Source organism: Deinococcus sp. QL22 (assembly GCF_023370075.1).
GTDB lineage: Bacteria > Deinococcota > Deinococci > Deinococcales > Deinococcaceae > Deinococcus.
This window is the reverse complement of record NZ_CP097149.1, coordinates 200,109-224,957: the sequence shown is the minus strand read 5'-3', so window position 1 is coordinate 224,957 and position 24,849 is coordinate 200,109. Positions and strand designations below refer to the sequence as shown.

The 24,849-nt window shown below is 62.8% G+C and carries 24 protein-coding genes; 15 read left to right on the top strand and 9 right to left on the bottom strand.

All coding sequences use genetic code 11. The features are described 5' to 3' along the window. Nucleotides 1-775: 775 nt before the first annotated feature. From M1R55_RS01015 to M1R55_RS01005, 3 genes are all read left to right on the top strand, one after another. Nucleotides 776-1,192 carry a hypothetical protein gene (locus M1R55_RS01015; protein ID WP_249392903.1) on the top strand — a complete coding sequence of 139 codons (417 nt, stop codon included), beginning with the start codon at nucleotides 776-778 and terminating at the stop codon, nucleotides 1,190-1,192. 275 nt (nucleotides 1,193-1,467) lie between these two features. Then, entirely contained in the window at nucleotides 1,468-1,770 is a 303-nt protein-coding gene (locus M1R55_RS01010; protein WP_249392902.1) for a hypothetical protein, read from the top strand. 59 nt (nucleotides 1,771-1,829) lie between these two features. Next, nucleotides 1,830-2,480: a hypothetical protein gene (locus M1R55_RS01005; protein ID WP_249392901.1), complete on the top strand. Its 651-nt coding sequence runs from the start codon at nucleotides 1,830-1,832 to the stop codon at nucleotides 2,478-2,480. 94 nt (nucleotides 2,481-2,574) lie between these two features. Here the strand turns inward: M1R55_RS01005 and M1R55_RS31710 are convergent, their stop codons facing one another. Continuing rightward, nucleotides 2,575-2,709, bottom strand: a complete 135-nt coding sequence (locus tag M1R55_RS31710) for a hypothetical protein (RefSeq protein ID WP_256566005.1) — start codon at nucleotides 2,707-2,709, stop codon at nucleotides 2,575-2,577. A 64-nt stretch (nucleotides 2,710-2,773) separates the two neighbouring features. Between M1R55_RS31710 and M1R55_RS01000 the strand changes: the two genes are divergently transcribed. Both M1R55_RS01000 and M1R55_RS00995 read left to right on the top strand, forming a co-directional pair. Further along, a complete protein-coding gene (locus tag M1R55_RS01000) occupies nucleotides 2,774-3,376 on the top strand; it encodes a hypothetical protein (protein WP_249392900.1) in 603 nt (200 codons plus the stop codon). 1,164 nt (nucleotides 3,377-4,540) lie between these two features. After that, nucleotides 4,541-5,611: a zinc ribbon domain-containing protein gene (locus tag M1R55_RS00995; RefSeq protein ID WP_249392899.1), complete on the top strand. Its 1,071-nt coding sequence runs from the start codon at nucleotides 4,541-4,543 to the stop codon at nucleotides 5,609-5,611. 72 nt (nucleotides 5,612-5,683) lie between these two features. Here M1R55_RS00995 and M1R55_RS00990 read toward each other — a convergent pair whose 3' ends face one another. Then, nucleotides 5,684-6,244 carry a DUF402 domain-containing protein gene (locus M1R55_RS00990; protein ID WP_249392898.1) on the bottom strand — a complete coding sequence of 187 codons (561 nt, stop codon included), beginning with the start codon at nucleotides 6,242-6,244 and terminating at the stop codon, nucleotides 5,684-5,686. Nucleotides 6,245-6,765: 521 nt separating this feature from the next. Here M1R55_RS00990 and M1R55_RS00985 point away from each other — a divergent pair. After that, the gene (locus M1R55_RS00985) at nucleotides 6,766-7,719 is read left to right on the top strand and encodes a hypothetical protein (protein ID WP_249392897.1); all 954 of its coding nucleotides are present in this window, start codon (nucleotides 6,766-6,768) and stop codon (nucleotides 7,717-7,719) included. After that, entirely contained in the window at nucleotides 7,719-7,991 is a 273-nt protein-coding gene (locus M1R55_RS00980; RefSeq protein WP_249392896.1) for a hypothetical protein, read from the top strand. The genes M1R55_RS00985 and M1R55_RS00980 overlap by 1 nt, the downstream gene beginning before the upstream one ends. A gap of 150 nt (nucleotides 7,992-8,141) precedes the next feature. Here M1R55_RS00980 and M1R55_RS00975 read toward each other — a convergent pair whose 3' ends face one another. The 4 genes from M1R55_RS00975 to M1R55_RS00960 all read right to left on the bottom strand — a co-directional run bounded on the left by M1R55_RS00975 (nucleotide 8,142) and on the right by M1R55_RS00960 (nucleotide 10,505). Next, nucleotides 8,142-8,909 (bottom strand): hypothetical protein, encoded by a 768-nt coding sequence (locus M1R55_RS00975; RefSeq protein WP_249392895.1) that lies wholly within the window; start codon nucleotides 8,907-8,909, stop codon nucleotides 8,142-8,144. A 330-nt stretch (nucleotides 8,910-9,239) separates the two neighbouring features. After that, nucleotides 9,240-9,587 carry a hypothetical protein gene (locus tag M1R55_RS00970; RefSeq protein ID WP_249392894.1) on the bottom strand — a complete coding sequence of 116 codons (348 nt, stop codon included), beginning with the start codon at nucleotides 9,585-9,587 and terminating at the stop codon, nucleotides 9,240-9,242. A 399-nt stretch (nucleotides 9,588-9,986) separates the two neighbouring features. Continuing rightward, nucleotides 9,987-10,283: a hypothetical protein gene (locus M1R55_RS00965; RefSeq protein ID WP_249392893.1), complete on the bottom strand. Its 297-nt coding sequence runs from the start codon at nucleotides 10,281-10,283 to the stop codon at nucleotides 9,987-9,989. Between the two features lie 18 nt (nucleotides 10,284-10,301). Further along, nucleotides 10,302-10,505, bottom strand: a complete 204-nt coding sequence (locus M1R55_RS00960) for a hypothetical protein (protein WP_249392892.1) — start codon at nucleotides 10,503-10,505, stop codon at nucleotides 10,302-10,304. Nucleotides 10,506-11,279: 774 nt separating this feature from the next. On the opposite strand from M1R55_RS00960, the gene M1R55_RS00955 reads away from it, so the two are divergent. Beyond that, nucleotides 11,280-12,104, top strand: coding sequence for a hypothetical protein (locus M1R55_RS00955; protein ID WP_249392891.1), 825 nt, complete (start codon nucleotides 11,280-11,282; stop codon nucleotides 12,102-12,104). Nucleotides 12,105-12,540: 436 nt separating this feature from the next. On the opposite strand, the gene M1R55_RS00950 is transcribed toward M1R55_RS00955, so the two are convergent. Continuing rightward, nucleotides 12,541-13,047, bottom strand: a complete 507-nt coding sequence (locus tag M1R55_RS00950) for a hypothetical protein (RefSeq protein ID WP_249392890.1) — start codon at nucleotides 13,045-13,047, stop codon at nucleotides 12,541-12,543. A 310-nt stretch (nucleotides 13,048-13,357) separates the two neighbouring features. Then, complete coding sequence (locus M1R55_RS00945) at nucleotides 13,358-13,663, bottom strand: hypothetical protein (RefSeq protein WP_249392889.1); 306 nt, start codon at nucleotides 13,661-13,663, stop codon at nucleotides 13,358-13,360. A gap of 429 nt (nucleotides 13,664-14,092) precedes the next feature. Here M1R55_RS00945 and M1R55_RS00940 point away from each other — a divergent pair, with 429 nt between their 5' ends. From M1R55_RS00940 to M1R55_RS00920, 5 genes are all read left to right on the top strand, one after another. Next, nucleotides 14,093-14,968 carry a hypothetical protein gene (locus tag M1R55_RS00940; protein WP_249392888.1) on the top strand — a complete coding sequence of 292 codons (876 nt, stop codon included), beginning with the start codon at nucleotides 14,093-14,095 and terminating at the stop codon, nucleotides 14,966-14,968. A 202-nt stretch (nucleotides 14,969-15,170) separates the two neighbouring features. Then, nucleotides 15,171-15,488: a hypothetical protein gene (locus tag M1R55_RS00935; RefSeq protein WP_249392887.1), complete on the top strand. Its 318-nt coding sequence runs from the start codon at nucleotides 15,171-15,173 to the stop codon at nucleotides 15,486-15,488. 431 nt (nucleotides 15,489-15,919) lie between these two features. Further along, entirely contained in the window at nucleotides 15,920-16,309 is a 390-nt protein-coding gene (locus M1R55_RS00930; protein ID WP_249392886.1) for a hypothetical protein, read from the top strand. Nucleotides 16,310-17,688: 1,379 nt separating this feature from the next. Continuing rightward, nucleotides 17,689-18,756, top strand: coding sequence for a transposase (locus tag M1R55_RS00925; protein ID WP_249392885.1), 1,068 nt, complete (start codon nucleotides 17,689-17,691; stop codon nucleotides 18,754-18,756). Then, nucleotides 18,753-19,655: a hypothetical protein gene (locus M1R55_RS00920; RefSeq protein ID WP_249392884.1), complete on the top strand. Its 903-nt coding sequence runs from the start codon at nucleotides 18,753-18,755 to the stop codon at nucleotides 19,653-19,655. The genes M1R55_RS00925 and M1R55_RS00920 overlap by 4 nt, the downstream gene beginning before the upstream one ends. A 433-nt stretch (nucleotides 19,656-20,088) precedes the next feature. On the opposite strand, the gene M1R55_RS00915 is transcribed toward M1R55_RS00920, so the two are convergent. After that, entirely contained in the window at nucleotides 20,089-20,994 is a 906-nt protein-coding gene (locus M1R55_RS00915; protein WP_249392883.1) for an HNH endonuclease, read from the bottom strand. 366 nt (nucleotides 20,995-21,360) lie between these two features. Here M1R55_RS00915 and M1R55_RS00910 point away from each other — a divergent pair, with 366 nt between their 5' ends. Further along, nucleotides 21,361-22,512, top strand: a complete 1,152-nt coding sequence (locus M1R55_RS00910) for a DNA cytosine methyltransferase (RefSeq protein ID WP_249392882.1) — start codon at nucleotides 21,361-21,363, stop codon at nucleotides 22,510-22,512. Nucleotides 22,513-22,515: 3 nt separating this feature from the next. Then, nucleotides 22,516-24,843, top strand: coding sequence for an ATP-binding protein (locus tag M1R55_RS00905; protein ID WP_249392881.1), 2,328 nt, complete (start codon nucleotides 22,516-22,518; stop codon nucleotides 24,841-24,843). Nucleotides 24,844-24,849 lie beyond the last annotated feature (6 nt).

Genomic DNA, 24,849 nt, shown 5'->3' with positions numbered 1-24,849 from the left:
TGACCAGTGCGCACATAAGCCCCGCGGCTTCACGGGGTCCGGCAGGCCGGCGGCCAGGTGTCCGGTTCCTCGGCTGTCCAGGTGGCTGAGTGTCTGGAGACTGCGGCCTCCCAGTAAGCTCGCCCACAGGACCTACAAACACGATTCCTTGCAGCTTCGGGTCTTCCGGAAGAGCCAGCGGTGTGATCTGTTCTCTCCGCTCGCTCAGGGCCAGGATGAATGGAGAGTTGAGCGCTTCTTGGGCGCCGCCTTCAGGCAGCTGGCCGGCACGGATCAGGGCAAGCGCCTGGTTATAGGCACGCGCTTGCTGGGTGAGGGGCGGTCATCGTGCTCCTGTGTGTGCGGGCGGCCTCATCAAAAAAGTGGGTGCGCAGTTCTTCTGCGGCCCAGTCTCCGTCCTCGAGGGCCAGCCAAGTGCTGCTGTCGCTGCCCGGACCTCTTTCTGGATGGTCACGAGCAGTTCGTCCAGTCCAGGGTGCATCACGCTGCTGGTCTTGCGAATCAGAGTGGTGCTTTCCCAATGGATTGATTCAGGGGTCGTGATTGACACTGTCTCGCTGGTTGTGGTGATTGCTAACATGGTATTGCTCCTTCAGCCCTCTTGAGACACCTGTTGTCTGGGGGGCCGGCGCCGCTGGGACACATGGGCTTGTGCTCGCCCGCTACCATGCACGGTATGCCTGAGTCTGCCCTGCCTGTACCGACGGGCACGGGCTCTGCGCGGCCAGGGGTGCCGGTCCCCCGCTTCTGGCCTGCCGTGATGGCAGGCGCTCTGATGGGCGCCGCCATCGGCTGGGCGGTATGTCAGGGAGAGAGCCCGCTGTTCAAGACGGAGTTCGAGCTGGAGCAGGGATACCCGGTCGGCTTTTTTGAGCTGGAGCTGATCGTCTCGCTGTCCCTGGGAAGTGCGGTCTGTTCAGCCCGTTACTTGAAGTTCATTCACCCGCCAGGGCCTCTGATGGTCTGGTTGATTGGTCCGCTCGTATGGGGCCTGCTGTGCGCGCTGGTCAGCGCGGTGATTGCTGCGGTTCCAACCTTGCTGGTCGGAACCGTGATTGCTGTTCCATTTTCGCTGTACGTGTTGACGTGGCCAGTGTCGCCCTGGTTGCCCTTTCCGCCGCTCTTGCTTGCACCCTTGTGCGCAGCGGTGGTGCGGGCTGCTGCAGGTCTGCCCAGCTCCCTTGGCCGTTAGGATGCAGGAGTGAAAGCCCCCATGGAGTTCAGTCACCCGTGGAAGCCCCCGCGGGCCCCTGCCGCCAGGCCACTCCGGATCTGGAACGGCATGGCCGCAGGCTGCGTTATGGGAGCCATCATCGGGGCCACGGTCTTGGGAGAAGGAGAGGGTCCTGTGGCGCACTGGGGGACGATTTCTTCGTCTATCGGCTGCGCGCTGGGAGCTGGCCTGTATCTCAAACTCGAGCAGGGGCTGCGACTGCCCTGGGCCCGTGAGCTCTCCAGGTTGGGCTGGTGCCCTTGATCTTCGGGTTGGTCTGTGCCCTGGTGGCCGCTTTGCCGCTGGCGTTTGCCATCGTGGAGACGACGGTGCCGCTGGCCCTGAACGCGCTGATCCAGGGATGGAGTGCCGATGTGCCCGTGCCGCGCCTGGTGTTCGCGCCGCTGTGCGCGGCTGTGGTGCGGACGGTCGCCGGATCACCCAGCCCAAGCTTGTTCGGGCCAGGGTCCACTGCTGTGGTGTGCGAGGGGGCTGAGGGTTGGGGCTGCCCGGATCAGCATGCGCTGATCACGCCTCTGCAGTTCCGGTTGCTCTGAGCGGCTCATCATCCAGGCCAGCAGGGTGAAGCCTGCCTGGGGGCTTTTAGGATCAATGGATGTTGTCCTTGGATGCCGTCCTCTTTGAAGCCTGTGAAGGGCAGCATACGGTGCTGCTGAATCTGGGCGCGCCGTTGCCAGAGGACTTTCCGTATGAGCTGGAGACCTCCAGCACGCCAGGCGAAGTGCTGTTGCGCGCGCTGCTGAGTTCGGATGACACCCTGAACGAGCTGATCATTCTGCGCGCGCGTGCGTATGGGGCGCGTTCGGTGACGGTCGTCTACGACGCCCGCTGCACCCTGCCGACTGGGCCGCTGGATGAGGGGGGACTACACCTGGGGACCGCCGCGCAGGACTGGCTCGACGGACCGGATGGCTTTGCCTTTGACGCGCAGATCTACGAGCAGCCGGGGGTGGTGTCCGTGTGGGTGGACACGCAGTTCTGGGAGCAGGGTGCGTACAACCATGATGACGCCCGGCTGGAGGAGTTCGGACAACTGACCCCGCTGGAGGAGGCCTTCGCGGCGTTGGACGTCCCAGAGTGGGATGAGGCGCTCCAGGAGGCACTGCAGGCCGCGCGTGAGCTGGGGGTGACCGAGGTGGAGTGCCTGTTCGTTCTGGGAGACCACGGCTTTCAGGGCGCGCCAGGCGAGGTCGAGGGCCGTCCCAGCGCGCTGTTCCTGGGAACTTTTCCAGTGGGTCAGGTCTAGGATTCCAGGAGGGCTTGGGGCATCCGGCCCCTCGGGGATGCGGTATTCCGCGGAGCAGGTTCAGGCGCACGCGTGCTTCCCTCCTGGGCCCCTTCTAGGACACCGGCGTCAGCTCCACGCGGGGCTGTGCTGTCCAGGGTGCAGCGGCCCGAGCAGGTCTGGGAGCATCGGCGTGGTGGCAAATCAGGGCGGCATGCACAGGCAGCAGCCCTGCGTCAGGAGCGAACACCTCCCTTCTGAACTGAGCCCTGCTCTGGGGGAGAGCGCCTGCAGCCCGCTAGACTCCTGGGGACATGCTCTTACGCTTTTCCTCCGTGCTCTGGTCTGCGCTGCTGCTGGGCAGCGCTGCCGCCGCTCCTCTCCAGGGCCTGCCGTCTGGCACGATCTTGCAGAGCTCACATGCTGATCTGGGCATGAGCTGGTGGCTCTGGGCCGTGACGGCTCCCGAAGGCGCTAGCCCAGTGGAGGACCTGACGGGTGAGCACTGCGCCGTGAATCAGGAACCGGGTGTCTGGTTCCTGGCCGGCAGTTATCAAAACGGCACCCTGGTTGAGCGGCGCTGCTCGCTGCCGGCCCAGACCCCGGTCTTTTTTCCGGTCATGAACATCTATGCTGCCGGTGAGACCCAGCGGGGGTGCAACGCCGTGCTCAGGCAGGGCAAGGCCGGACTGGACCGGCTCAAGAATCTGCGCGTGACGCTGGACGGTCAGGCAGTTGAGGGCGCAGCGCGCGGGAGGATGGAGGCCTGCACCTACCTGGAAGAGGCAGAGCTGTGGTTCGGCTCAGATGGCTGGTGGATGGCGCTTAATCTGCCCACAGGGGCTCACACGCTGGCGTTCTCTGCCGAGCAGCCCGGCTTCAAGCAGAACCTGAGATACGAACTCAGCGTCCGCTAGAGCGGCTGACAGTGACGGGCGGCCACGACTTCTGGATCGTGGCCGCTTGGTCTGGCCTGTCATCATCTGGGCTCTCAGGGATGAGATATTCCGCGAGTCCCTGCAGGTCAAGCGCAAGATCTGCGACATGGACCCAACGTGTGCAGTCTGATGTGTCATTGATCCACCGCCGACGGACTGGAACAGCTGCCCTCTCCTGGTCAGTCCGTGCGAAGTCCGGTCGTGAGCGCCTGCGTCGCCATCCACGATATAGGACTGCATCCCGTACATCAGTGGGGTCGAGGACAGGAGTCTGACCCACGGCGCCTACCGCCGGGCAGGGTCGGCGGCTGGAATTCATCACGGGTCTCCCCAGGTCAGTCACGACCCACCGTGTGCATCACCACAGGGAGACCAGGCCTGATTGGAGCCACTATGAGCGGGGTTAGGGCAGACGCGAACGGTCTTGCAGATGTGCCTGTGCAGGAAGGGACTCCGCGCCCAGACGCCCTGTCCCCAACTGGCGCGGCCGTGAACGTGGACATGAAAGGGTTTTGCAACTCCTGGCTCAGAGCGCCAGCAACACGGGGTCACGACCAGTTACACGGGGGGCCAACACTTTGATTGACCTAAGAGTTCCCCCGGGCCTTCGCCCCAACGCCCTGACCCTGCAGGTCGTCCGTTCCAACTCAGTCACAGGCCTGTCCGGCGCTGGATCACACTCTGATCGCCCATGCTCTCTGACCAAAGCGCAATCGTTCCCTGCGGACCCACGGTTCAGCCCACCGTGGGTTATCCCACCTCGTGAACCCACCAGGCGTCCCGTCGTGAGCCGCTCGCCATCGTGGACGGAACAGGACAGAGGCCAGCCCACCAGGGGCCAAAGACTCGTGGTGGGCACCGTGGGTCAACCTCTGTGATGACGGTGCCCACTAGGGGCACTCCTCGTCCGCCGTCCGCCCACCGGGGACGTGGTTGTGCCACCCGATCCACCGTGTGTTGCATCTCCACCTTCTCCCGCTGGAACCCACTGGCCGCCAGGGCCCAAAAGGGGGCCAGACCCAGCGTGTGGGAAAGCGCTTTCCCGATCACTGGAAAAAAGAACAAGGTCCACATGGGCAATGGAGAAATGACCTGTGCTGAACGGGGAGAGCAGAAATTCCAGCCCCACCAGCCAGGAGCAAGATGAACAGACGGCACGCCACGCACCACGTTATCCGCATCAACAGAACCGCTTATCCCCAGCTGCGCGCTGCGGTCGCCCAGGGTCACCTGAAGGCCACCTCGGAGCATCTCGACGTGATGGAGAAGGGCCAGGTCTACTGCCCTGCACCCTCCCTGCTCCATAGCCAGATGCTCGTGCATGACCGCCTGTTGCACCTCGGAACTCTGACGATCACGGGCGAGTTTTACCGCATGCCGGAATGGGAATACACCTCGATTATCACGTCGTCGCAGGGCTCTTACCACCAGTACCCGGACCTGTTCACGCTGATGACCGCACTGCTGGCGCCCATGACGTCGGCTGCCGAGGCCATCTGGTGGCAGAAAGTGCGTGCGGCGGTCGCGCAGGGCCGCTGGCTAACCTGCACGGTGGACCTGGTCGATGACGTGTGGACGCCGACGGCGTGGCAGCGGGACCGCACCCGGCTGATTGAGCGTGGTGGGGAGTGGTTCATGGTGCTCTACTTCGCTCAGCCCCCGCGCCTGCCCATGCCAAGGGGACGGGACGTGGTGGGTGTGGACGTTGGGCTGCACCCGCTCGTCACTCTGGCCTCTGGCCGGCAGCACACGGTGACCTGGCCGGTCCATGGGCTGACGGTGCCCGGTGGTGAGTCCGCCGAGGTGCGGATTCTCGCGCAGATCCTGACCTACGCATCGGCGCGCGCCGCGCTGGAGGGCATCACAGTGCCGCTGCTGGCCCAGGCGGGCACGCTGGTGCTGGAGAAGCTCGATTACGTGCGGTTCAAGAGTAATTTCCCCGATGCGGCCCGTCGACATGCCGTGTCGGACTGGCATCAATCCTGGGCGCCCCAGCGGGCGTACAGCCGCGGGATTGAGGTGGTCCGGGTGTCGCCGGCATTTACCAGCCTGACGTGCAGCCAGTGCCGGGCGTATACCCTGGGCAGCCGCCAGGGGCAGACGTTCACGTGCCCCCACGGTCACGCCATGGACGTGCATCTCAATGCAGCGCGCAATCTCGTGCGCCGCTTTTGGGGCCAGCGCCGCCGCGCGCCGCACAGGCGGGCCGAGTAACGCGGCGCCTGAGTTCCGCGGCCACCCTTCCCCTGGCGGTCTTTCCAGCGCCCCAAACGTCTGCTCCTCGGGTCATCGCTGAGGTGCGGGAGCAGTGGCACTGGGTGCGCCGCGCCAGGTTAGCGCCGTGCCCTCGTGGTCCAACCACGCGTCCACACCGCCGCAGGCCAGTACACCGTTTACCAGTCGGTGCAGGGCGGTGAGGGCCTGCGCGGCTTCCTGAGGGCTGAGCAGGCCCTTCTGCACGGCGGCAAGGTATTCGTCGGTGTCCAGCACGGCACCTGTACCGCCGGTGTCCACCGACAGGTCGAGATACAGGTCGCGGGTCACCCACTGGGTCTCGCCCGGCAGGATAGCCGCCACGTCTACGTAGTACGACATGTGGGCGATCCAGTCGGTGCCCGTGAAACGGTTCACCAGCAGGCCCAATTCCGGGAGAATGTGCCGCTCCATGAACTGAATGCGCTGGTGGTTTACAAAGGCGCGGCCCAGATGCAGGCCAGACGCCGTGCGCTCTGCCCACAGGAGGGGATACGTGACTGGAGCCGAGCCCTGCCCATGCTCCAGGGTATGTGTCAGGGCCAGCAGGTCGACGGTCTCCACGCGAACGGGGTGCATGCGCCAGTCTGTCATGCAGGAACGGTGGTTCGGCGCAGATGTGGACGTCCGCTGGAGCCTGGGCAGAAGGCGGCTTCACTGGGCCTAACCGCTGTGAGGAAGCATGGGCCAGCGTACCTGGGGCCGGCCCATGGTCAGCATGTTCTCAGCTCATCGCCGCAGCGGGTTCTCTCTGGCCCACCCTCGGCCATGAATTCCCGACAGACCCACCGTGGGCCGTCTCCGGCACACCTGATCCAACAGGTGCAACTGGTCGGCCACCAGCGTTCGTTGCCTGCCCCTTGTTCACGCATCAGCGGAAGTTAGCCTCGCCTCTGCACCACCAGGTGGGTGGTCCACAGCCCTCACCCATGACCCGCCACTAGCGTCACTCTCTAACCCACCGTGCGCTGCTTATGGAGTGAGAACAGTCGTGGAGGTTCTCTTGTGGCGCCAGCAGCACCCTCCGCCGTGCGCCGCATCTGGCAGTGCTGGTCCACGGAGCGGAGAGAACAGGGTCACGTCGGTGGGGAAGAACGGCAGACCAGGAGGTATGGATGTACGATAAATTCAAGCGCAGGAGCCTGGAAATGCAGGCGGATGAACACTGCAGACGACCCAACGAGAGACAATTCCGGGGTGCGACAGCTCCCATTCAGACCGCAGGGATGGGGCTGCCGCGGCCTCATCAGCTGGAGGGCACGCTGCCACTGGAAGTCCTGGCACTGCCGAACTGGCTGCCTTGGATCGCACTGCCGCGCGCCGGAGGGGGCATCGGGAAAGTCCCGTCCCTGCCCCGCCGCGGGCAGCTGAGTCCGGTGGACTGCCGCCAGGTTGGGCTGTCCTGGCCGGAGGCACTGGACCTGGCGGGGCAGCACCGGGCAGGCGGCATCGGCGTGGTGCTGCGGGCGGGCGACGGTCTGAGCGTGCTGGATCTGGACGGTCCGCTGGATCAGAAGCGGCAGGCGCTGCTGGATGGGCTGCCAGGCTACGCGGAGGTCTCGCCCTCTGGTTCCGGCATCCACTTGTGGCTGTCCGGTTCGCTGCCGGCCTCGCGCCGTCGGCCCGGCCTGGAGCTGCTGACCCTGGGATTCGTGACGGCGACGGCCCGGCCGCTGCGGGGCCGAAGTCGGGCGTTGGGAACGCTGTCCCAGGTGCAGGACCTGTGCGGCTTTGGCGCAGGGAGTGGTCCGCCCGCGCTGCTGGATAAGGTTCCCCGGGAAGGTCCACTTGCGGACCGTGAGGTTCTGTCGGCGCTCTACTCCGCGCGCAATGGCACCCGGGCCAGGCAGCTGCTGGCAGGGGAGGAGGGACGCTATTCATCACCCAGTGAGGCCGATTTCGCAGCGGTGCGGTTGCTGCGTTTTTACACGGAGGATCCCGACCAGATTGAGCGCCTGTTGCGGGCGAGCGCCCTGAACCGACCGAAATTCAATGCTGAGGGCTATCTACAGAGGACCATTCACCGCGCTCTGGCGCTGGGAGGACCCACCATGGAAAGACGACCGTGATGCACCATTACGAACTGGGGCTGTGGCCGACAGCGGCGCAGGAGATCAAATTGGAACGTCTCGCCCAGGCCTATCAGCAGTTGCGGTGGGTGGCAGAACAGGAGTGCGCGCTGTCTGAGCTGACTGGAACGGTGATTGCTGACTTTCAGTTCAGCTGTGCAGGGGAGCTGGGCCTGCCGCAGGCGCTAATCAAGGCGGTATCGGTGCAAACGCGTGTAGCGGAAGCTTTCTTTGCGGCTGGCGCGCTCACCAATCTACCGTCGCGTAGATGATCAGCCTCCCGGTGAGGTTGGCGGCGTACCTTAGCAGCCGCCTTCACTTCGGGAGAATCCTCTTCATAGTTGAAGCGCTGGCACGTAAGGTCCCCGATCAACACGAGTTCGTCGGGCACGGCTTGAACGGTACCTTTGGGCTGGTCGGGCTCAGGAGTAGAAATAGAGGGCGTAGCGCGCTTCGGCCTCGTTCTGGAGGGAAGCGATCACTACCCGCACGCCCCGGTATTTGAGGGCAGTATCCACGGAGGTCTTATGCAGCGCGCTAGGAGAGTGTGCGGCAATGCTCATCAGGTTGGCCCAGAGCGTGTGTGGCGTAGGGTTGTCGTCGATCAGGCGCGCCAAGTAAGCGGCGTCGGCGGCCCGCTGGGCGCGCACCCAATCGGGCGGGTGCGCGCCAGGCACCTCTGTGTACACCACACTGTGGGCGCACCAGGCGGGCGCGGCGGCGGGGCGGGCTAGCAGCAGGAACTCTTTGCCGCGGCTTTTGATCACGATGCGCACGGCGGCTCCCACCAGCTCAGCGTTCAGCTTTGCAGGCACAAGGGCCAGCAGCTCCCCGGCCAACTTCATGGCCCCGGCGTACTGCGCCAACATCTGCTCACGCCCGGCGACCTCAGCCGCGTGGCGGGCTGCCTGCTCCGCCTTTTCGCAGTCAAGGCGCTCCCAGTGGACCTGCAGCTCGCGCAATTCCTCGGTCCGCCGCGCTTCCTCCTGGGCACGGCGGCGGCGAGCGAGTCCGGGTTCGGCCAGCATAAGCAGGCGGCGGCGCTCGTCGGGGTCATTGCTGATCTGCGCGCCAACCAGAGCCCAGCCGAAAACCGTGTACTCGATCTGGGCACCCGCTTCGTATGGTTTTTGGGTCACGGGACAGACCCCAGGGCGGCGGGCGGGGATAATTGGGTTGCGTTGGGTCATGTCGTACTCCTGAGGGGATTCGCTGTTGCCGTGGGCTAGGAGCGGCGGGCGCTCTTACAGTCAAGACAAGCGTACAGTAGTTACTGCTGTACAGATGAGAGCTGTTCTCATAGAAAGCTCCTGGAGATTCCGGGGGTCAGGTCTTCTTTTTGCGCGTCCCTACTTTCGTGGGAATTACCGGGAGCTCTTCGAGACCGAACGCCCGCCGGATTAGGGCGCCACGTTCACGCGCGTTCATCGCCTGAAACAGCTCCCGCTCTTGGCGGTGCATGCGGATTCGGTAAAGCTCGTTGGTCTCGCCTGGCTCCAGGGGGTAGGGGGTACGGCCCATTAGGCGGCTTGCCCAGCCGTCAGGCACTCTTGGGCGACCAGGGCCAGATGGAGGCCCAGGGCGTGTTGCACTTGACCGTCGATCAGGCCGGTCAGCGCGAGACTGGCACCATCAGCTGCGTAGCCCAGCGACTCGTCGCGGATCAGGTAGTACGCTGCGCGCGTTTCGGCATAGGTGACCGCGTCAGGCTCAATCTCGCGCAGTTCAACGAGGGCTTCAGCGCGGAGGGTACGCAGCATCGTGACGCTTTGCAGCTCGGCAGCGACGGTACTCGGCGCGACGCGGGTAGTCATGTGGCTCAGCATTTGGGTGAGGACGTTGAGACTCGGCGTATTAGGGTTGGTCATGATTGTGCTCCTAGTGGTGGGGTCGCCCTCAGGGATGGGCTCAGCGTACAGCAGTTACTGGTGTGAAGATGAGAGTGGCCCTCATGGAAAGGCCCCCAGGAGTCCGGGGGCAGTGCACATGCTGATACCACTGGGCCCAGTTGTCGTGAGGGTAAGTGCAGATCGTGTTGAAGACGGCGCCAACGAGCCAGACCTCGTTCTCAGTCATCTCCGACCAATGGGTGGTTCCCCAGGCTTCAGCCAAGGTCTGGAATTCTTGTACGCCACAGCCAAAGAGTGTGGTCATAAGGTCAGCAGGCACGAAGTCAACGGCGGCAAACGCACGAAGCACTTCGCCAATGATCTGCTTCTCAGGACCTGTTAAATCCACTCTTGCCATTCACTTTACATGTCGCCAACTCATTCAGTCGGGCGCGACCCATGCTGTAAGGCATCAGCAATATCGCTGCTCAGGCTCCCGTCAGTCGTGCTTTGCCGGACGTCATCCAACATTCGTTGCACTTCAGGTGACAAGTGCTGCTGTTCGCGTATGGCGTCCATCACCTTCCACCGCAAGTCTTCCGAGGTCAGCAACAGCGCTTGCACAACCTCATGCAATTCCCTGTCGTTCATGTACGGCCCAACGCACAATGCAGCATATTGCTGCACAGTGATGTTCTCTTCGGATTCCAGAACAGAGCGAAGCACCGCAGTCATTCGAGCCCGGGCAGTGGCTTAATCTAGGTCGACATCTCGCAGAAAGCGGAAGGCCTCTGCCCGAATGATCCAAGGTTCTACCCCATCTGCGGCAACAACGATCAAGAACAGAAGGTCGTCGGGGAGGCCACGGTCTGCAATCCGACGCAAAGCAGAAAGCTTGCCGTCTTCTGTGCTCAAATCTTCTAGCATGGTGGTGAGTGGGAACTGCTTCCAGATCATCCCGCCCAGCGTAAGGGAAGATTGACGCTATTGGTTGCCACGTTGCCAACCCTCTAGGACTTGCCACTCTTGATGAACCCTTACCGTGTGGCAGGCGCGGGTTGCCGACGATGAGTCTGTTCTGAAGTTCAGGCTCGGACTCGGCAGCGCACTGGCCCAGCTTACGCCAGAGGTTCGTTGTGTTGACGCTGATGTTCGCGCTAGTTACGTTGCTGGTGCATCTGAGAGAGCGCCTTCAGCACATGGTCAGCAGCAGGCACGAACAGGCGTGCCCGCATGGGTGTCATCCTGAAAAATGAAGTGGGTCTGGTTACCGCGGGCCAGGGCCGATCCCTGATCCTGGTAAACCTTGAGCAGCAAGGAAGTCAACTCAGAGGGCGCCAGTTGCTCTGCTAAGAGTCCCACCAGGTCAGGTATGCCTGTCCTCTGTGCTAGGCGTTGCAGTGCGGAGTGGGACACGTCAGGAGCTTCCGTAGGGCGGAGTCTAAGTGAGATTGCGGCCAGCCGGAGCCCGGGGCAGGGCCTCAGCTGAGTCATGCAACGGAGAGTCGGCAGTCGGCCAACAATGCCTTTTCAGGCTGGGAGTGATGTCTCCGGTTTCATCCGATCACGCTCAGGACGTGGGCGGCGAACAGCACTTCCCATGAAACTTTTTTCGCTTCGGCAGAGGACTGCGAAGTCAACAGCATTGGCAGCCCGAGTGGGCACCTGTCACACTTCCTAAAAACTTCGGTCTGCTGGCTTCAAGAGCGGCACAGTGCCTTAGTCTGGGGCATGCAGACTTTCTGGTGGCAAACCTTGTGCGTGTTGTCGCTGCTGTCGTCTAGTGCGAGCGCTGCTGGCATTCTGGGGACAGCCCAACGCTTGGAGACCACCAACTTTTGTAAGACTTACCGCTGCCGTGTGGAGGGCCGCGTGGAGGCCGGGAATGGGTATATCCGCACGCACCTGTCCCTGCTGCCGTCCGGTGCCAGTGAGAGCGACTACCGATGGAACGTCTACGAGCTGACCCGCCAGGGCCGCGTGGTGGGTGCCCGCTGGGAGGCCCGTTACCAGGACGACTTTTTCTTCGCGCCTGAGGCCAGCATGGTGACTGCGCTCAGCCGGAGCGTGCTGGGCATGGCGCTTCCGGGAAGTGCGACCCAGACACTGGTCAACAATGCCATGGGTGGGACAGCTGATCCAACCAAGTCCAGCTACCGAGCTGGCGAGCTGGTGGTGGAGGCGTTTTCGCGTGGCGTAGGCAACTCAGGAGAATTTCAGCTGATATTAACCAGTCAGGCGGAGCGCGGTCGTCTGAGGGCCATTGATCCCCCACGGGTGGCGCTCAGTCCTCAGGAGAAGCAAACGGTCATGAATCAACTGATCGCAGCGTTGGGCACTTTTTACCGGGTGGCCCCCGACTGCCCAGCAGATCTGTTCCGGAGCGCGGTGGCGGTTCCCCTGGGAGACGGGATGACGGAGGCCAGGGTTCGCGGCGTGGTCGAGGGGTTGGGCTTCGAATACATGCTAGGAACTTACTGGCGGGAGGGCTTTCCCGCCACGCCTTTGCACGTAGCGCTCCATCCGAACGGGCGTGAAGTCTGCGTGGGGTTCTGATCTTTTGGAACCAGCGCACAGGAGCCGCGGCGCTGCAGAAAGTAGGGCAGCTCTGAACGTCACAGGCTGGCATTCGCTTGGCTGGAAGTGGTTCATAGATGATCAGAGGTGCAGGCGACCAGTGGAACTTGGGAAGGGTAAAAGATGAAGCACTCGCCATTCCATCCAGTAGCCAGCCCGGTTCCGCACCACGCGCCTCAGGCTCATCCTGAACGTCTGCACGGGCGCTTCTGGGCCATGGCGACGAGGATCAAGACGGGTTTTTCTTGACAGACCTCCCATCAACAGTCCACTTATAAGAATGCCCCGTGCTGGAAGCAATTCTTCACTGCTATTCTGGCCGAAAGCAACCCGAATCTTTACTGGTATCAATAGTGACTGGTCTTCTTAAAGGCATGAAGTGGTGAACAAGCGTGATCGTCTATTCCCCTGAAGTCTAGTACCCAACGATCAAAATGCCCTGTAACGGAAGACTAAGACGCCCACTTGCGTATAAAGTGTCAAAAAAAGTCCTTATCTTCTCGAAATCTTTAGTATCTCTGTACTCATTTCGTACAGCGACACAAAAATAGTCCACGTTATGCATCATGCAGGCCTGGAATAAATCTTTCAGGAACTGATAATTGGTATAGGCACGCCCTGCCTCTACTTCAAGTACAAATCTTTCTATCTCATGGAATGCATCGGCATCAAAACTCTTATCTATAGCTCCATTCATGCCATAAAGTACAGGCACGCGGATCTTCTGATCATGCTTCTTTCCTAACTCCACCTTAAATCCAATCTCCTCAAGTTTTGGAGCAACAACAGCTAGAACGGCATCACTGCCCTTTTTATGGAGTCTCGACCCAACCTCTGCCTCACTTTCTTGGAATACAGCAACTATTTGGCGCATCAGGATGGTTGGCGCCGACGAACGTGGGTAGCTTATCCATTGGATCATGTCTACCTGACTTTATTGGCTCGGGCATATCAACTTTCTGAACATCGTATTCCTCTCACTTACATGTAGTAAACCTTTTGCGAAAGTCGTGAGCGGCAGGGCACTGGCCCAGCGTGCTCCAGAGGTTTTTTATGTTGACGCTCGGCGCGCAGCATTCCTGATTGGGAGATGCGAGTGTGCTGAGGCTCCCAGCAGCACGGATTCCTATGATTCACGCGGCAACGGTTCTAGCAGCAGAGGCGTGCGGCTTTGAAGAGGCGAAATGAGCCTGCTTCAATCCGGATAACTGACCAGAATGCCACTGAACCTCTTACGAACACCCTTCCCAGGCCAGGCGGCCCCCCGGCTGCGCCCGGAAGAATTCGTCCACCGGTGCGCCAGACTCATACGCCAGCACGATGTTCTCGGTCGCCCCACCCATGCTCATTCCGCCGTGGCGGTCTACATAGAACGTCCCGGTCTTGCCCCGCACCACTGCCAGGCAGTTCGCCACCCGAGAGGCGTCTTGCTTCGACAAGTCCACTCCCATGACGAAACTCAGGAACGCGCGGACGAACGCGCCGTCCTCAGTGTAGTCCTGGGCAGCCTGGTACCTCAGGCCCGCGCGGCGCACCACGCCGTTCTTGTGGGTAAAGAAGACCGTGTAGGTGGGCTGACCGAACTGCTTAAAGCGGGGCTTGACGATGAATTACTCTTCTGTCCCTTCACTCACTGCCAGCGTCACCTTGCCAGCAGCCGTGCAGGTGGCAGCCGTCCGGCAGAACGTGCTGCTCAAGAATGGAGCCTTGCTACCGATGTAAGAGGCCGTCACGGTCTGGGCAGTGGAGAACGAGGCGCTGGCGAAGACCGCAACAGCGAGAGTGTGCGTCCATGTCATGGATGAGCACGCTGTCATGCTTCTCATCCAGATGACGCCGCTCCCGCGCTCCCAACCTTTCGGAGAAGCCCGCACCCGCCGGGCCGTCCTCCCCACCATTCTGGCCAGTCTGTTGCTGGGGTCGGCTGGGCACGCTCAGGATCTTCTTAACCTGCTTGGGGCACCTTCATGCCGAACGCTCCAGTGATCGCCGCCATCGAGAAGCAGTACGGCGTAACCCTGGAGTGCGAGCAGCATGTGCTGCAGGGTCGGAACGACCAACAGGCGCGGTCTCTGCTGATGTCCTACGCGCAGCGCAACGGCTGGAAGAAGGAATCCGAAACTGGCTCGCTGGGCGGCACCGTGCTCCTCTTCCTCAAAGGCTTGGGCGCCACCCAGCGAATGCTGTTGGGGGGCCTGGGGGCCCAGGGGATGGTCGGTATCGACGATTGCGCCGTCCCCCGCGGCAGGGCTTCGACCGCAGCTCCAGTGCCCAAACTGTCCCCACCGGCGCCCGCGCCAACCACCGTGGAGAACATGACGCCCACGCAAGGCGCAGCGCTGGTTCGGCGGCTGCCCAGCGCGTCGGCCATCCAGCGTTCTGCCGCCGCCAGGTTGCGCAGCGGCACCTATGTGCTCGTCTACACGCCACTGCGTTCCCGACCACAGGATCCGAACATCCCCCAACTCCACCTGTACAAGGGCCTGCCGGGTGGTCAGGGCTTTAAGCAGCTGTGGGTGCAGCTGCCCGTGACCCCCAACTTCGACACGCCGGTGGTGGCCGTACGCCTGAGCGACGTGGATCACGACGGCTGGCCAGAAGTGCAGTACGTCACCCGGATCGAACGGTCAACGACCGTGTCCTACGTGCTGCAGCTGGCGCTTGTAACTGGCCTGAACACCGTCCGGCCTTTTGAAGCGACCTGGGCTGTGTGTCGGGGCCAACCCCTCACCGCCGGTCAGTTCGAGCTGTCCCGGTCGAACACGAGTTCGCTGGCTAAAGGTTATGAGAACATCCTCCGGTCGATCCTGACCCAGTTTGCGGCCCGCGGTGGCTGTCTCTGACTGGTCGAGCCCGTACCAACCAGTGCGGGTGACGGTTGCGCTGAGCAGTTATACATAGAAAAAAATTGCCCCCGGTGTTCCGGGGGCTTTTGGGGCATCAAGCCCAGCGTATGGATGATGCTGATGTATCCACGCAGGTCGCTGCCGTTGTCATTGTCCTCGGCCTAGGCGACGTGAACGAAATCCGAAGTGGGACTGGAATATGACCATCACGCCAGGGCAAGCAAGGGGTGCCTGGTTGGGTCTGCTGCTCGCGGGGCAGCAGGTGCATCCAGACGCTGTCCGCATGGCTCAATTGCTCACAGATGAACAGCTTTCCAGTGCGCTGACGACCGCTGCCGACATCGCAGCGCGCCACCCTGAAGAGCTTTTCTATCTCAAGGGCCGGGGCAGCGGCACCCAGATCTATGTCACTCCCGATGAAACACAGCTCGATGATTATGCGGGCGAGCGATATTGGGATTTAGATGCTCTCTCGGCCGTGATTATTGCGACTGCACTTACGGCTGAATTGCAGTAGAAAGCGTTCTGTTGCGGGATATGACCGAGTGGACTGATTCCAAAGACGGGGACAATTCAGATGCTTAAAATGTGTGTGACACGATATCGCCCCCGAATGCGGCCACCAACCTCCTGCGGCGTTCAGATAATACAGATGAGAACCCCGCGTGAAATGGGGCTTAGTTGCTGCAGGCCAGGGATCTGCCAGCACCGTCTCTATCAGGTTGTGTTCTGGGTCGAGCGGACCCGGGGCAGCGTAAAATTGAAGGCCGCGCCCTGATCCACCTGCCCTTCGACGAACAGTTGACCACCGTGTTCAGCTATCAGGCGGTGAACACTGGCTAGCTCCTTTTTGCGAGAGCAAGCAGGCAGGTGGCGGCTCTTGATGATGAGCGCACGGGGCGTTCTCCCGGGGGGTCAAGACCTACCCAAGAGCTGTACCGTCTGTCCGTGAACTCCTCCCCTGAGATCCTGCGACTGATGGAGAAGATGCCTTCTGAGATTCTGGCCCTGGTGATGGGTGGGCGTGCCCCCCAGCCTTTCACCGTGCACCTGACGGTCCGGACCCTTCAGGCTGTCCCCGGGGTGTGGCCCCGACTGCTGGGCCACATGAAGTCTGGCCCCTCCAAAATGGCCCAGCATCTCGGACTTGATGATCCACTGTCCTGGGCCCTGTGGCAGTTGTGGTACGAGCTTCAACACGAGCCGGTATCCGACTGGGTCACCCAGGTGGATGATCAACTGCATCTGGATGTGACTCTGACAGCCTGTTATCCACATCTGCGGGAGGTTTACGCGCGCGAACACGGTCTGACCTGTCCCAGTGGCGCGTCCGTGTGAATGGATTGCCATCTCTGAACCTGCCAGATGGAGGGCCTCTGCACGTGATTCCGTGCAGCTCCCAGTAACGCTGAGCGCGGGCGGCAAAGCATGACTTGGTTCGCCTCCATCATTCCAGGCCCTGCCCTGGAGATCCTCTTGCCATCCGGGGCAGGACAGCCGTACAGGAGCGAGTCGTGAGCTCGCTCGGCTACCGAATTAAAGCCTTTGGTGGGGCTGTTGGTCTGACCACCACACCCTTAAGTCGGTGAAAGGCCGTAACCCTCAAGACTGAGTGCCCGGGCCAGGGGGCAGCCGTCTGTACGGTAGGGGCAGTAAGGCCAATGTACAAATGCGGAATGTGCTGCCAGCGCTCGTCCCCAGCAGCCGAGTCTCCGAGCCGGGAGGCCAGCCGGTGTCTCAGCTCTGTCAGGGGTGGATCCACCGGCTGGCCCTAAAAGTCTGGCCTCCGTTTCAGGGGGTGTTCCTCGACTTCGGAACTAGGCAGTAAGCCAAGCTATTCATGCCTCACGAACCTTTCTATCAGAGGCGTGCCAACACGCCCTACTCTGGTCTCGGCGCTGCTCCCTTGATCAGCAAGATGGCGTTATGAACCCACTTTCAGTTGCGACCAACCAGGTTGAACCCACCGCGTGCCTCTGAACCCATCACGGGTGAACGGAACCAGGGATCTCGCTATCAGGGGCTGCGGAGGCAGTCCACACCATCACGCGTGATGGTGCTCATCTGGGTATCAAGCGCGGCCTGCCGTAGTCAGGTTCACCGGGCCCGATCTGGCTGCACATTGATGGGATGCCGTTCCAGCCTGCTGGGAGGTTCGGCGCTCTTGGTCAGTGCTCAGCTTCCCTCTACTCCTGCTTCTTCTCATCTTTTCAGACGAGCGCGCCTCTTCTTGCCGTCCTGCCAGGGCAGAGGGGGTCACCATGTGACGACTCGCCTCTTCAATTGACCTAGAACTCCGGCGTCTCGGCTTAACGGCGCCGACTCCGCTTGAGAGGTTCCACGCAATCTTGAACAGCCGCTGAATCTCTGCTCCAGGCACATGCTGGCTGTTGGCGGGCATCGGTGCGACACCCATGCTCGTCGATCCATGGTGAGCACCTGGCATCGGCCTGAACACACCGTGGGTCAGACCACCAGCTTGAACCCACCATGGGTGGCTGATGCGCCCTCAACCATCAAAGGCGGTGCTGGCGTCCTGCAGGCATCAGGCGCGAGTGCTGGCCGACTTCTCCCCACAGCCGGAGGGTGCAGCATGGCTGACCCAACAGGCGGCGCAATTCGTCTGTGAAGCAAAGAAGAGGCTCACCTGGGCAGAGCAAACCCATCCTGTGCTGAAAGGGAAAAGAGAAGGTCAATGCCCGCAGCCAGGAGACCGCATGCATACACCACCCACCCACCACGTTATTCGCATCAACCGACAGGCCTACCCGCAGGTCCTCAATGCAGTCAAGCAGGGTGACCTGCAACCCACCGACGAGGACCTGCAGGTCATGGATCAGGGCCAGGTCTACCGGCCCACTGCCCTTCTGCTGACGGATCAGATCCTCGTGCACGATCGCCTGCTGCAACTGGGCACCCTGCTGATTCACAGCGAGTGCCACCGCCTCCCCGAACAGGAGTACACGACGCTGCTCACAGCGTCTCACGGGGTCTACCGGCAGTACCCAGCTGCCCATGGGTTGCTGACGGCCCTGCTGGCGCCTATGACGCCTGAGCGCGAAGCCATCTGGTGGGAACGGGTGCGCACCGCGGTGGAGCAGGGCCGTGCGCTGGTTCACCGTGTGGATCTGGTGGATGACATCTGGACGCCGACGACCTGGCTGCGTGACCGCACCCGGTTGATCCAGCAGGGTGCGGAGTGGTTCCTCGTGCTCTATTTTTCTCAGCCCCAGCGCCGGGTGCAGCCGATTGGTCGCGCCGTGGCGGGCGTGGACATCGGCCTGCATCCGCTGGCGACCGCTGTGGTGGGGAAACGCCCGGGCGTCACGTACGACGTGCACTGGCCCACCGAATGCCCAGGGGATTCGCCCGAGGTGCGGGCTTTTGCCCAGATTCTGGAATACGCGGCCGCGCGCGCCGCGCTTGAGGCGTTCACGCTGCCCCTGTTGACGTTGACGGGCACCCTGGTGCTGGAGCGCCTCGACTATGCCCAGTTCCAGGGAGATTTCCCGGACGCCGCCCGGCGGCATGCGGTCGCAGACTGGCATATGTCGTGGGCACCGCAGCGCGCTTTCAACCGCGGGATAAAGGTCGTGCGCGTGTCGCCGGCACATACCAGCACCGGCTGCAGCCAGTGCCGCACTTACGTTGAGGGCACCCGTCAAGGGCGGACTTTTCACTGCCCCTATGGCCACCGTCTGGACGCCCATGCGAACGCCGCGCGCAATCTGGTGCGCCGCTATTGGGGCCAGCGCCGCCGCGCCCAAAGCAGGCGGACCGTGTGAGGGGGCGTCTGCCTTCAGCCCACCGCGCGAAGACCGCTTTCCCCCTTCACCGGCTGGATCACCTGCAGGCCACCCTCCCCACCGAGCTGTTGGAATTGCAAACCTGGCTCCCCTGGCTGGCCTTGCCCCGGGGCAACGGCAAGATTAGTAAGGTCCCCAGTCTGCCGCGCCACGGAGTGCTGAGGCCCGTCGACTGCCGGGGCGCGGGTCTGCCACTGGCTGAGGCGCATGCCCTGGCCTGCGGGCATGCCGCCGGCGGCGTGGGGGTGGTGCTGTCTGGAGAAGTTGGCCTGGCCGCCTTGGACCTGGACACGCCACTGAGCAGCGCGGCCCAGGCCGTGCTGGCCGGTGTCCCTGGGTATGCCGAACGCTCTCCAGGAGGCGGCGTGCACCTCTGGCTCAGGGGGAATGTGCCCAGCAACTCCCGGCGGGCCGGAATCGAGGTGCTGGGCCAGGGCTTCATAACGGCGACGGGCGATGGCATGCCGGCGCGGGGCCGTGACCTCGGTGACTTGGCAGACGTGTTGGTCAGGCTGTCCACACCGGCAATGTCGGCTCGTTCTCAGGCGGTGGCCACCACCCTTAAGGACGCCGAGGTGCTCCGGCGGCTCTACGCCGCCGCCAATGGTGACCGGGCGCGCCGGCTGTTGGAAGCCGGCGACTGGCCCGGGTTGGGGTATCCGTCGCCCAGTGAGGGAGACATGGCGGGGGTGAGGCTGCTGCGCTTCTATACCTCGGATGCCGGACAAATCCGGCGCTTGATGCAGGGGACGGCGCTGCGCCGGGAAAAATGGAGTCAGGGAGCGTACCTCGAACGCACCATCGCGCGTGCCCTGGAGCTGGGCGGTCCCACCTGGGTCAGGGGAGCTGGCCCAGGAACCCAGTTGCTGACGGGATGACGTCTGGGGCGCGCCGCGTGGGTGTTGGACACGGAGGGGGGAGTGAAGAGTCGTCAGCTGGAAGGGAGGCGAGAAGAGATAAATTTCAGCGCTACATCGAACCCCTGAACCAGCTCACCTCTGGTAAGGGGCTACCATGCCGCTGAGACCGTACACCCTTTCATCACGCTTGCCACTGGACAAGGGCAGCCTGCAGATATTGCTCGTTCAGGCTAGCAGTGTGAACTCAGCGGTGCAGGCTATTGAAACCCTCTTTTATGGGTGTGACCTCTAGCCTAGGCCCGGCGGTTCTCAGGCCAGGAGTCCATGAGGCGTCAGCCGCGCGTTGCCAAAGGCACGCTTCACGCGCGAGACGATCAACGGATTTGGAGCGCGGGTGCGGGTGGCGTTGAACGGTGGCTCTTATTCGGGTGCCGCCCACCAAACCCAGCAATTAGCCAGGCGGCCCAGCCGCCTTGATCTCTGGCCACAGCCGCCGGTCGCCGGGCAGGATCAGCGGCTGTCCATGAACCAGTTCCAGCCGGCCGCCAGCGCCTTCCAGCCGCAGATCATCCAGGGATCGGTGGCGCTGCAGGCGCCACGACCCGTCCTGAAAAGTGAAATTCACCAGGCCCGCGTCGAACAGCCGGTGAACCGTGGGTGTCAAAGCTAAGCCATTCCGCACGCCGTCGCTGCCCCCCCGCGCCACCGACACCAGGTGCGCCGCGTCCAGCAGGGCGTGCGACAGATCAGGCGGCGCAGACCAGCCGGTGACCGCGCAGCGCCACCCGTAAGCGGAGAGCACCCGCAGCCGGAAGCCACGCTCGCGCACCAGACGCTCGACGGCCACCCGTTGGCGCATCAGGCGGTCTTCAGGAGCCTCCCGCTCGGTCAGGACTGGCACCAGCCCGGAAGCGGCCAACACCGCACAGAAGTCATCCCAGGCCAGCGCACGGACGGACATCCCACGCTGCGCTGGCCCCCGCAGTTCTCGCGGCACGCCGCGCAGCAACGTCTCGAAGACGTGCCCGCTGACTTCCTGCGATACCGGGCGCGGGAGCGGGATGAGCCCGCCGTCGTAGCGCACCCGCCACTCCTGCTGCCCGCCCCGGCCCTTTCCTATGGACTCGGGGGGCGTGGTGAGCAGCGCCCAGGCCACGTAGGCCATCCGCCCGCCACCATGGCGTGGCTCGTAGATCAGGGCGAGCATGGGCTGCCCGGCTTCGAGGGGAGCCAGCGCCGCCCGGTAGCGTGCCGGGTAGACGTAGGCGTCGTCGCTATCCGCATAGGCGTTGTCCGTGACCCGGATGGTCAGCAGCACACAGGGAAAGTCTCCCGGGGGAAAGGGCAGCACGCTCATGGGGCCAGATTAATCGTGAGAGTACCTCCCTACTTGATGTCGTGGCTGGAATCCCGAGATCCCCCTGACCGCCAGCGCTCACGGAGGGAATGATGGGGGCATGAATACGAAGTCACGTGCTGACGAGGTCGTCCCGCCTGTCACTGGGCGTGGTCGCCTGCACCAAGGAGGAAAATCACGATGACTGCCCGGCAAATCAACAACATAGATCGCGGCGTTGATAGAGTGCAGGCGATGTCAGCTGTTCCATCTATTGCTCACCGAAGCCCCATGCGGCAGGGTGCCAAGGCCCGGAGTCTCCCGGGTGGCCCCCCGGCTTTCACCTCTTTGGAAATGTTCGCTGGGGCAGGTGGCCTCGCTGTTGGCGTGCATCTGGCGGGCTTCAAGCACCTGGGATTGATCGAGTGGGACGGCTATGCCGCGTCCACCCTGAGACGCAACAGCGAATCGGTATTGGGCATCGACCCCGCGCGCGTGATCCACGACGATGCGCGGTCGGTCGATTACACCGCTTATGCCGGGAAGATCGATCTGCTCAGTGGGGGCCCCCCTTGTCAGCCGTTCTCCACCGGTGGGGCGAATGCGGGGGATCTCGACCCCCGCAATATGTTCCCGGTGTTTCTGGACGCCGTCAAGACGGTTCGCCCGCGCGCGATCCTGATGGAAAATGTCAAGGGACTGATGCGTGTGAAGTTCAAGGACTATTTCGAGTACATCCAGCTGCGTCTCCAGTTCCCCTTCGCGCGCATTGACGCGGCGGCCCCGTGGGAGCAACAACTCGTGGCTTTGCGTGAAGTCAAGCCATCGGATTTTGCGGATGATGAACGTTACGTCTTAGACGTGCGCCTCCTCGATACGGCCGACTTCGGGGTTCCCCAACGACGTGAGCGCGTTATCTTCATGGCGCTCCGCGCGGATCTCGGGCTCACACCCACGCCCCCGGCACAGACGCACAGCAAGCTGGCCCTCTTTCACGACCAGTGGGTCACCGGTGAGTACTGGAAGCGGCACGGCGTGCGAGCGCATGATCAGCTCACCGCCCGGGATCAGACCATCCGGGACGCCTTGGTCGGGTCTTTGTTGCCACTCGATGGGTTGAAACCGTGGCGAACGGTGCGAGACGCGATCAGCGACCTCCCACCCGCAGTCGACCGCGGCGAGGAGCCCCACATCGTCAACCACGTCCAGCACCCCGGCGCACGGATCTATCCCCCGTGCCACCTCGGTAGTCCCCCCGATCTCCCCGCCAAGGCCTTGAAAGCTGGCACTCACGGCACGCCCGGCGGCGAGAATCTACTGCATTCGGCCCACGACGGTGTGATTCGCTACTTCACCACTCGCGAGGCTGGGCGGCTCCAGACCTTCCCGGACGAATGGGAATTCCTGGGCACCTGGGGCGCGTGCATCAAGCAGCTCGGGAACGCCGTGCCTGTGCAGCTGGGTCAGGTCTACGCCACCGCCATCCGCCAGCAGTTGCTCACGCTCGCGCCCGAGACGGCGCTCGCCGTACCGAGGTAGGCCATGACCACCACCAGCGTTGACATCACCCCGCATCCCCGCATCCTGTCAGTTCTCAAGGACATCGAGTTCACGATGCTCCAGTGCTTTTGCGAACTGATCGACAACTCCATCGACGGCTTCTTGGATTCTCTACGAGCTGGCCAGCCGATCCCTGGTCCCGCCGTCAATTTGGGCATCGGGCGTGACACCATCACCATCCATGACAACGGCCCTGGCATGAGTCTCGAGCGCCTAGAGCATGCCATCAGCGCGGGGTGGACCTCGAAAGACGGCACCTCCTCGCTGGGGCTCTACGGCATGGGTTTTAACATCGCCACCGCCAAGCTGGGGGCCGTGACCACGATCTGGACCACCCGTGTCGGTGACCCGGTATGGCACGGGGTGGTCATCGACTTGGCGGCCCTGGCGCGCGGCTCGAGCTTCAAGCTCCCAGTTCGCACTCGCCGCAAGGATGACCCCGCTTACTCGGGCACCGAGGTGGAGATCAGCAGCATCAAGCCCGAGTGGGCGAGCAAGCTCACCCCGGGGGCCATCAGGAACAACATCACCAACCCGCTGGGCCGGATCTACAAGAGCATGCTGCGGGAGCATCATCCACACCCCATCCGCTTCACCCTGCGCGTGAACAACATCAACGTCCCAGCCTGGGAACACTGCGTGTGGCCCGAGACCAAGACCGTGACGATGAAGCAGTCCGGGGAGGTGATCCGCGCGGTCGAATCGTTCGACCGTACCTTCGAGACCAAGTATCGTTCGCGCACCACGGGCGAGGTATACGACTCCACCGACGGCCATGACCCGGCTGACCTCATCCCTTTCGAGGAGCGCGTCCACGGTTGGGTCGGCATCCAGCGCTGCCTGGATCCCAATGATTACGGCATTGATATCATTCGCAACGGCCGAGTCATCGAGCTGGCGAGTAAAGACCTCTTCTACTGGACCCAGGAAGACGACATCAAGCGCAAGGAATATCCCATCGACGATCACCGGGAACGCGGGCGGATCGTCGGTGAAATTCATCTCGACCACGGATATGTCTTCTACACCAAGAAGAATTTCGAGCACGACCACTACAGCTGGCACCAACTGATGCACACGGTGTTGCACAACGAGCCCCTCACCAAGCGTGACGACAAGTCGCCCAACCTGTCGCCGATCGGAAAAATATTTCGCGCTTTCCGCCGGAACAGTCCCCAACGCCCGCAGACCTACAGCGACATCTTGGTGATCAGAGACAACGAGAAGGCTAAGCTCGGGGTGGAGGGGTACCGCAAGAGCGAACCCAAGTACCAGGACATCGCGTGGTGGGAAAGCCAACTGGCCGAGTCTGACCGCGCGGATGCTCCGCTCACACCCACGAAGCCTTCCGTTGATCTCTTCGGCCAGGGCGCCGGCATCACCCCGCATAGTCCCACCCCGGGTGCCGTGGGGCCGGCGCCAGCCTCCACAGGCGAGGGGGGTGTCACCTCCAGTGTCTTGAGCCCCGTGCCCGGGCCACGCGCCGGCGATCCTACCACCGCGGTGCCGCCGGCGCCCCTCGTGATTCCAGGCATCAAGCGCACCCACCTGCCCGAGTTGGATCTGCGTGTAAACGGCCCGACCTCTGACCGTATCTATAAGGCGACGGTCTACCAGGTGAGCAGCGCGCCGCTAGCACTGAGCCTGCGAAGCAAGCCCAGTGGCAACAGCGTCTTCGAGATCGAGGTCAACCCCGACCACCCCGTGTTCCAATCATCCTCCTTCCAGCTCCTGGACGCCGTTCTCGCCGAGTTCGCTTACCACGTGACTGAGGAAGAGAATTCGCGTGGGTCGAGTACCCAGATCGGGTTCAGCGAGATGCTCGCTGCCCTGCGTGAGCAGTACCGGGCCGACAACTCGCTCAATCCCAACCGCCTCTCCCTGGACCTCGGCGCGCTGGTCAGCCGCGTGCAAAGCGCCTTGACCAAGACCTTGACACCTGAACAACAAAGCGAATTACTGACTCTGCTACCCCAGGAAAGCGTGAACCGCGTCCAACTCGCCCAGGCACGCGGCGCGGCGCGCAAAGAGACGTCATCTCTGATCGACATCCATGACTTGGCGCGCATCTTCCGACAACGCCCTGAACTGGTCATGCAGTCGGGTTGCTTGCGCACGCCATGGGAGCCCAGCGGGATTGCCCTGACCCCGGCACTCTTGGCCGAGTACCAAGACGAAGTACGCCGCCGAGTGGGGGGCGTTCTGGACAGTCTCTCGGGGTTCGCACCGCGCCTCGAGGAACCCAGCACGCCGGGGGCGCTGTTTTACATGCGCGCCGGTCTCGACATGTTCAAAGAACTGCTCGCGTGAACGAGG

Coding starts and splice junctions, on each gene's coding strand:
- M1R55_RS00990 (WP_249392898.1), bottom strand. CDS start 6,244: ATGACAGACTGGCGCATGCACCCCGTTCGCGTGGAGACCGTCGACCTG.
- M1R55_RS00970 (WP_249392894.1), bottom strand. CDS start 9,587: ATGACCAACCCTAATACGCCGAGTCTCAACGTCCTCACCCAAATGCTG.
- M1R55_RS00915 (WP_249392883.1), bottom strand. CDS start 20,994: ATGAGCGTGCTGCCCTTTCCCCCGGGAGACTTTCCCTGTGTGCTGCTG.
- M1R55_RS00925 (WP_249392885.1), top strand. CDS start 17,689: ATGCATACACCACCCACCCACCACGTTATTCGCATCAACCGACAGGCC.
- M1R55_RS00940 (WP_249392888.1), top strand. CDS start 14,093: ATGCCGAACGCTCCAGTGATCGCCGCCATCGAGAAGCAGTACGGCGTA.
- M1R55_RS00935 (WP_249392887.1), top strand. CDS start 15,171: ATGACCATCACGCCAGGGCAAGCAAGGGGTGCCTGGTTGGGTCTGCTG.
- M1R55_RS00995 (WP_249392899.1), top strand. CDS start 4,541: ATGAACAGACGGCACGCCACGCACCACGTTATCCGCATCAACAGAACC.
- M1R55_RS00950 (WP_249392890.1), bottom strand. CDS start 13,047: ATGATCCAATGGATAAGCTACCCACGTTCGTCGGCGCCAACCATCCTG.
- M1R55_RS01000 (WP_249392900.1), top strand. CDS start 2,774: ATGCTCTTACGCTTTTCCTCCGTGCTCTGGTCTGCGCTGCTGCTGGGC.
- M1R55_RS00960 (WP_249392892.1), bottom strand. CDS start 10,505: ATGATCTGGAAGCAGTTCCCACTCACCACCATGCTAGAAGATTTGAGC.
- M1R55_RS00980 (WP_249392896.1), top strand. CDS start 7,719: ATGCACCATTACGAACTGGGGCTGTGGCCGACAGCGGCGCAGGAGATC.
- M1R55_RS01015 (WP_249392903.1), top strand. CDS start 776: ATGGGCGCCGCCATCGGCTGGGCGGTATGTCAGGGAGAGAGCCCGCTG.
- M1R55_RS00905 (WP_249392881.1), top strand. CDS start 22,516: ATGACCACCACCAGCGTTGACATCACCCCGCATCCCCGCATCCTGTCA.
- M1R55_RS00975 (WP_249392895.1), bottom strand. CDS start 8,909: ATGACCCAACGCAACCCAATTATCCCCGCCCGCCGCCCTGGGGTCTGT.
- M1R55_RS00955 (WP_249392891.1), top strand. CDS start 11,280: ATGCAGACTTTCTGGTGGCAAACCTTGTGCGTGTTGTCGCTGCTGTCG.
- M1R55_RS00965 (WP_249392893.1), bottom strand. CDS start 10,283: ATGACTGCGGTGCTTCGCTCTGTTCTGGAATCCGAAGAGAACATCACT.
- M1R55_RS01005 (WP_249392901.1), top strand. CDS start 1,830: ATGTTGTCCTTGGATGCCGTCCTCTTTGAAGCCTGTGAAGGGCAGCAT.
- M1R55_RS00985 (WP_249392897.1), top strand. CDS start 6,766: ATGTACGATAAATTCAAGCGCAGGAGCCTGGAAATGCAGGCGGATGAA.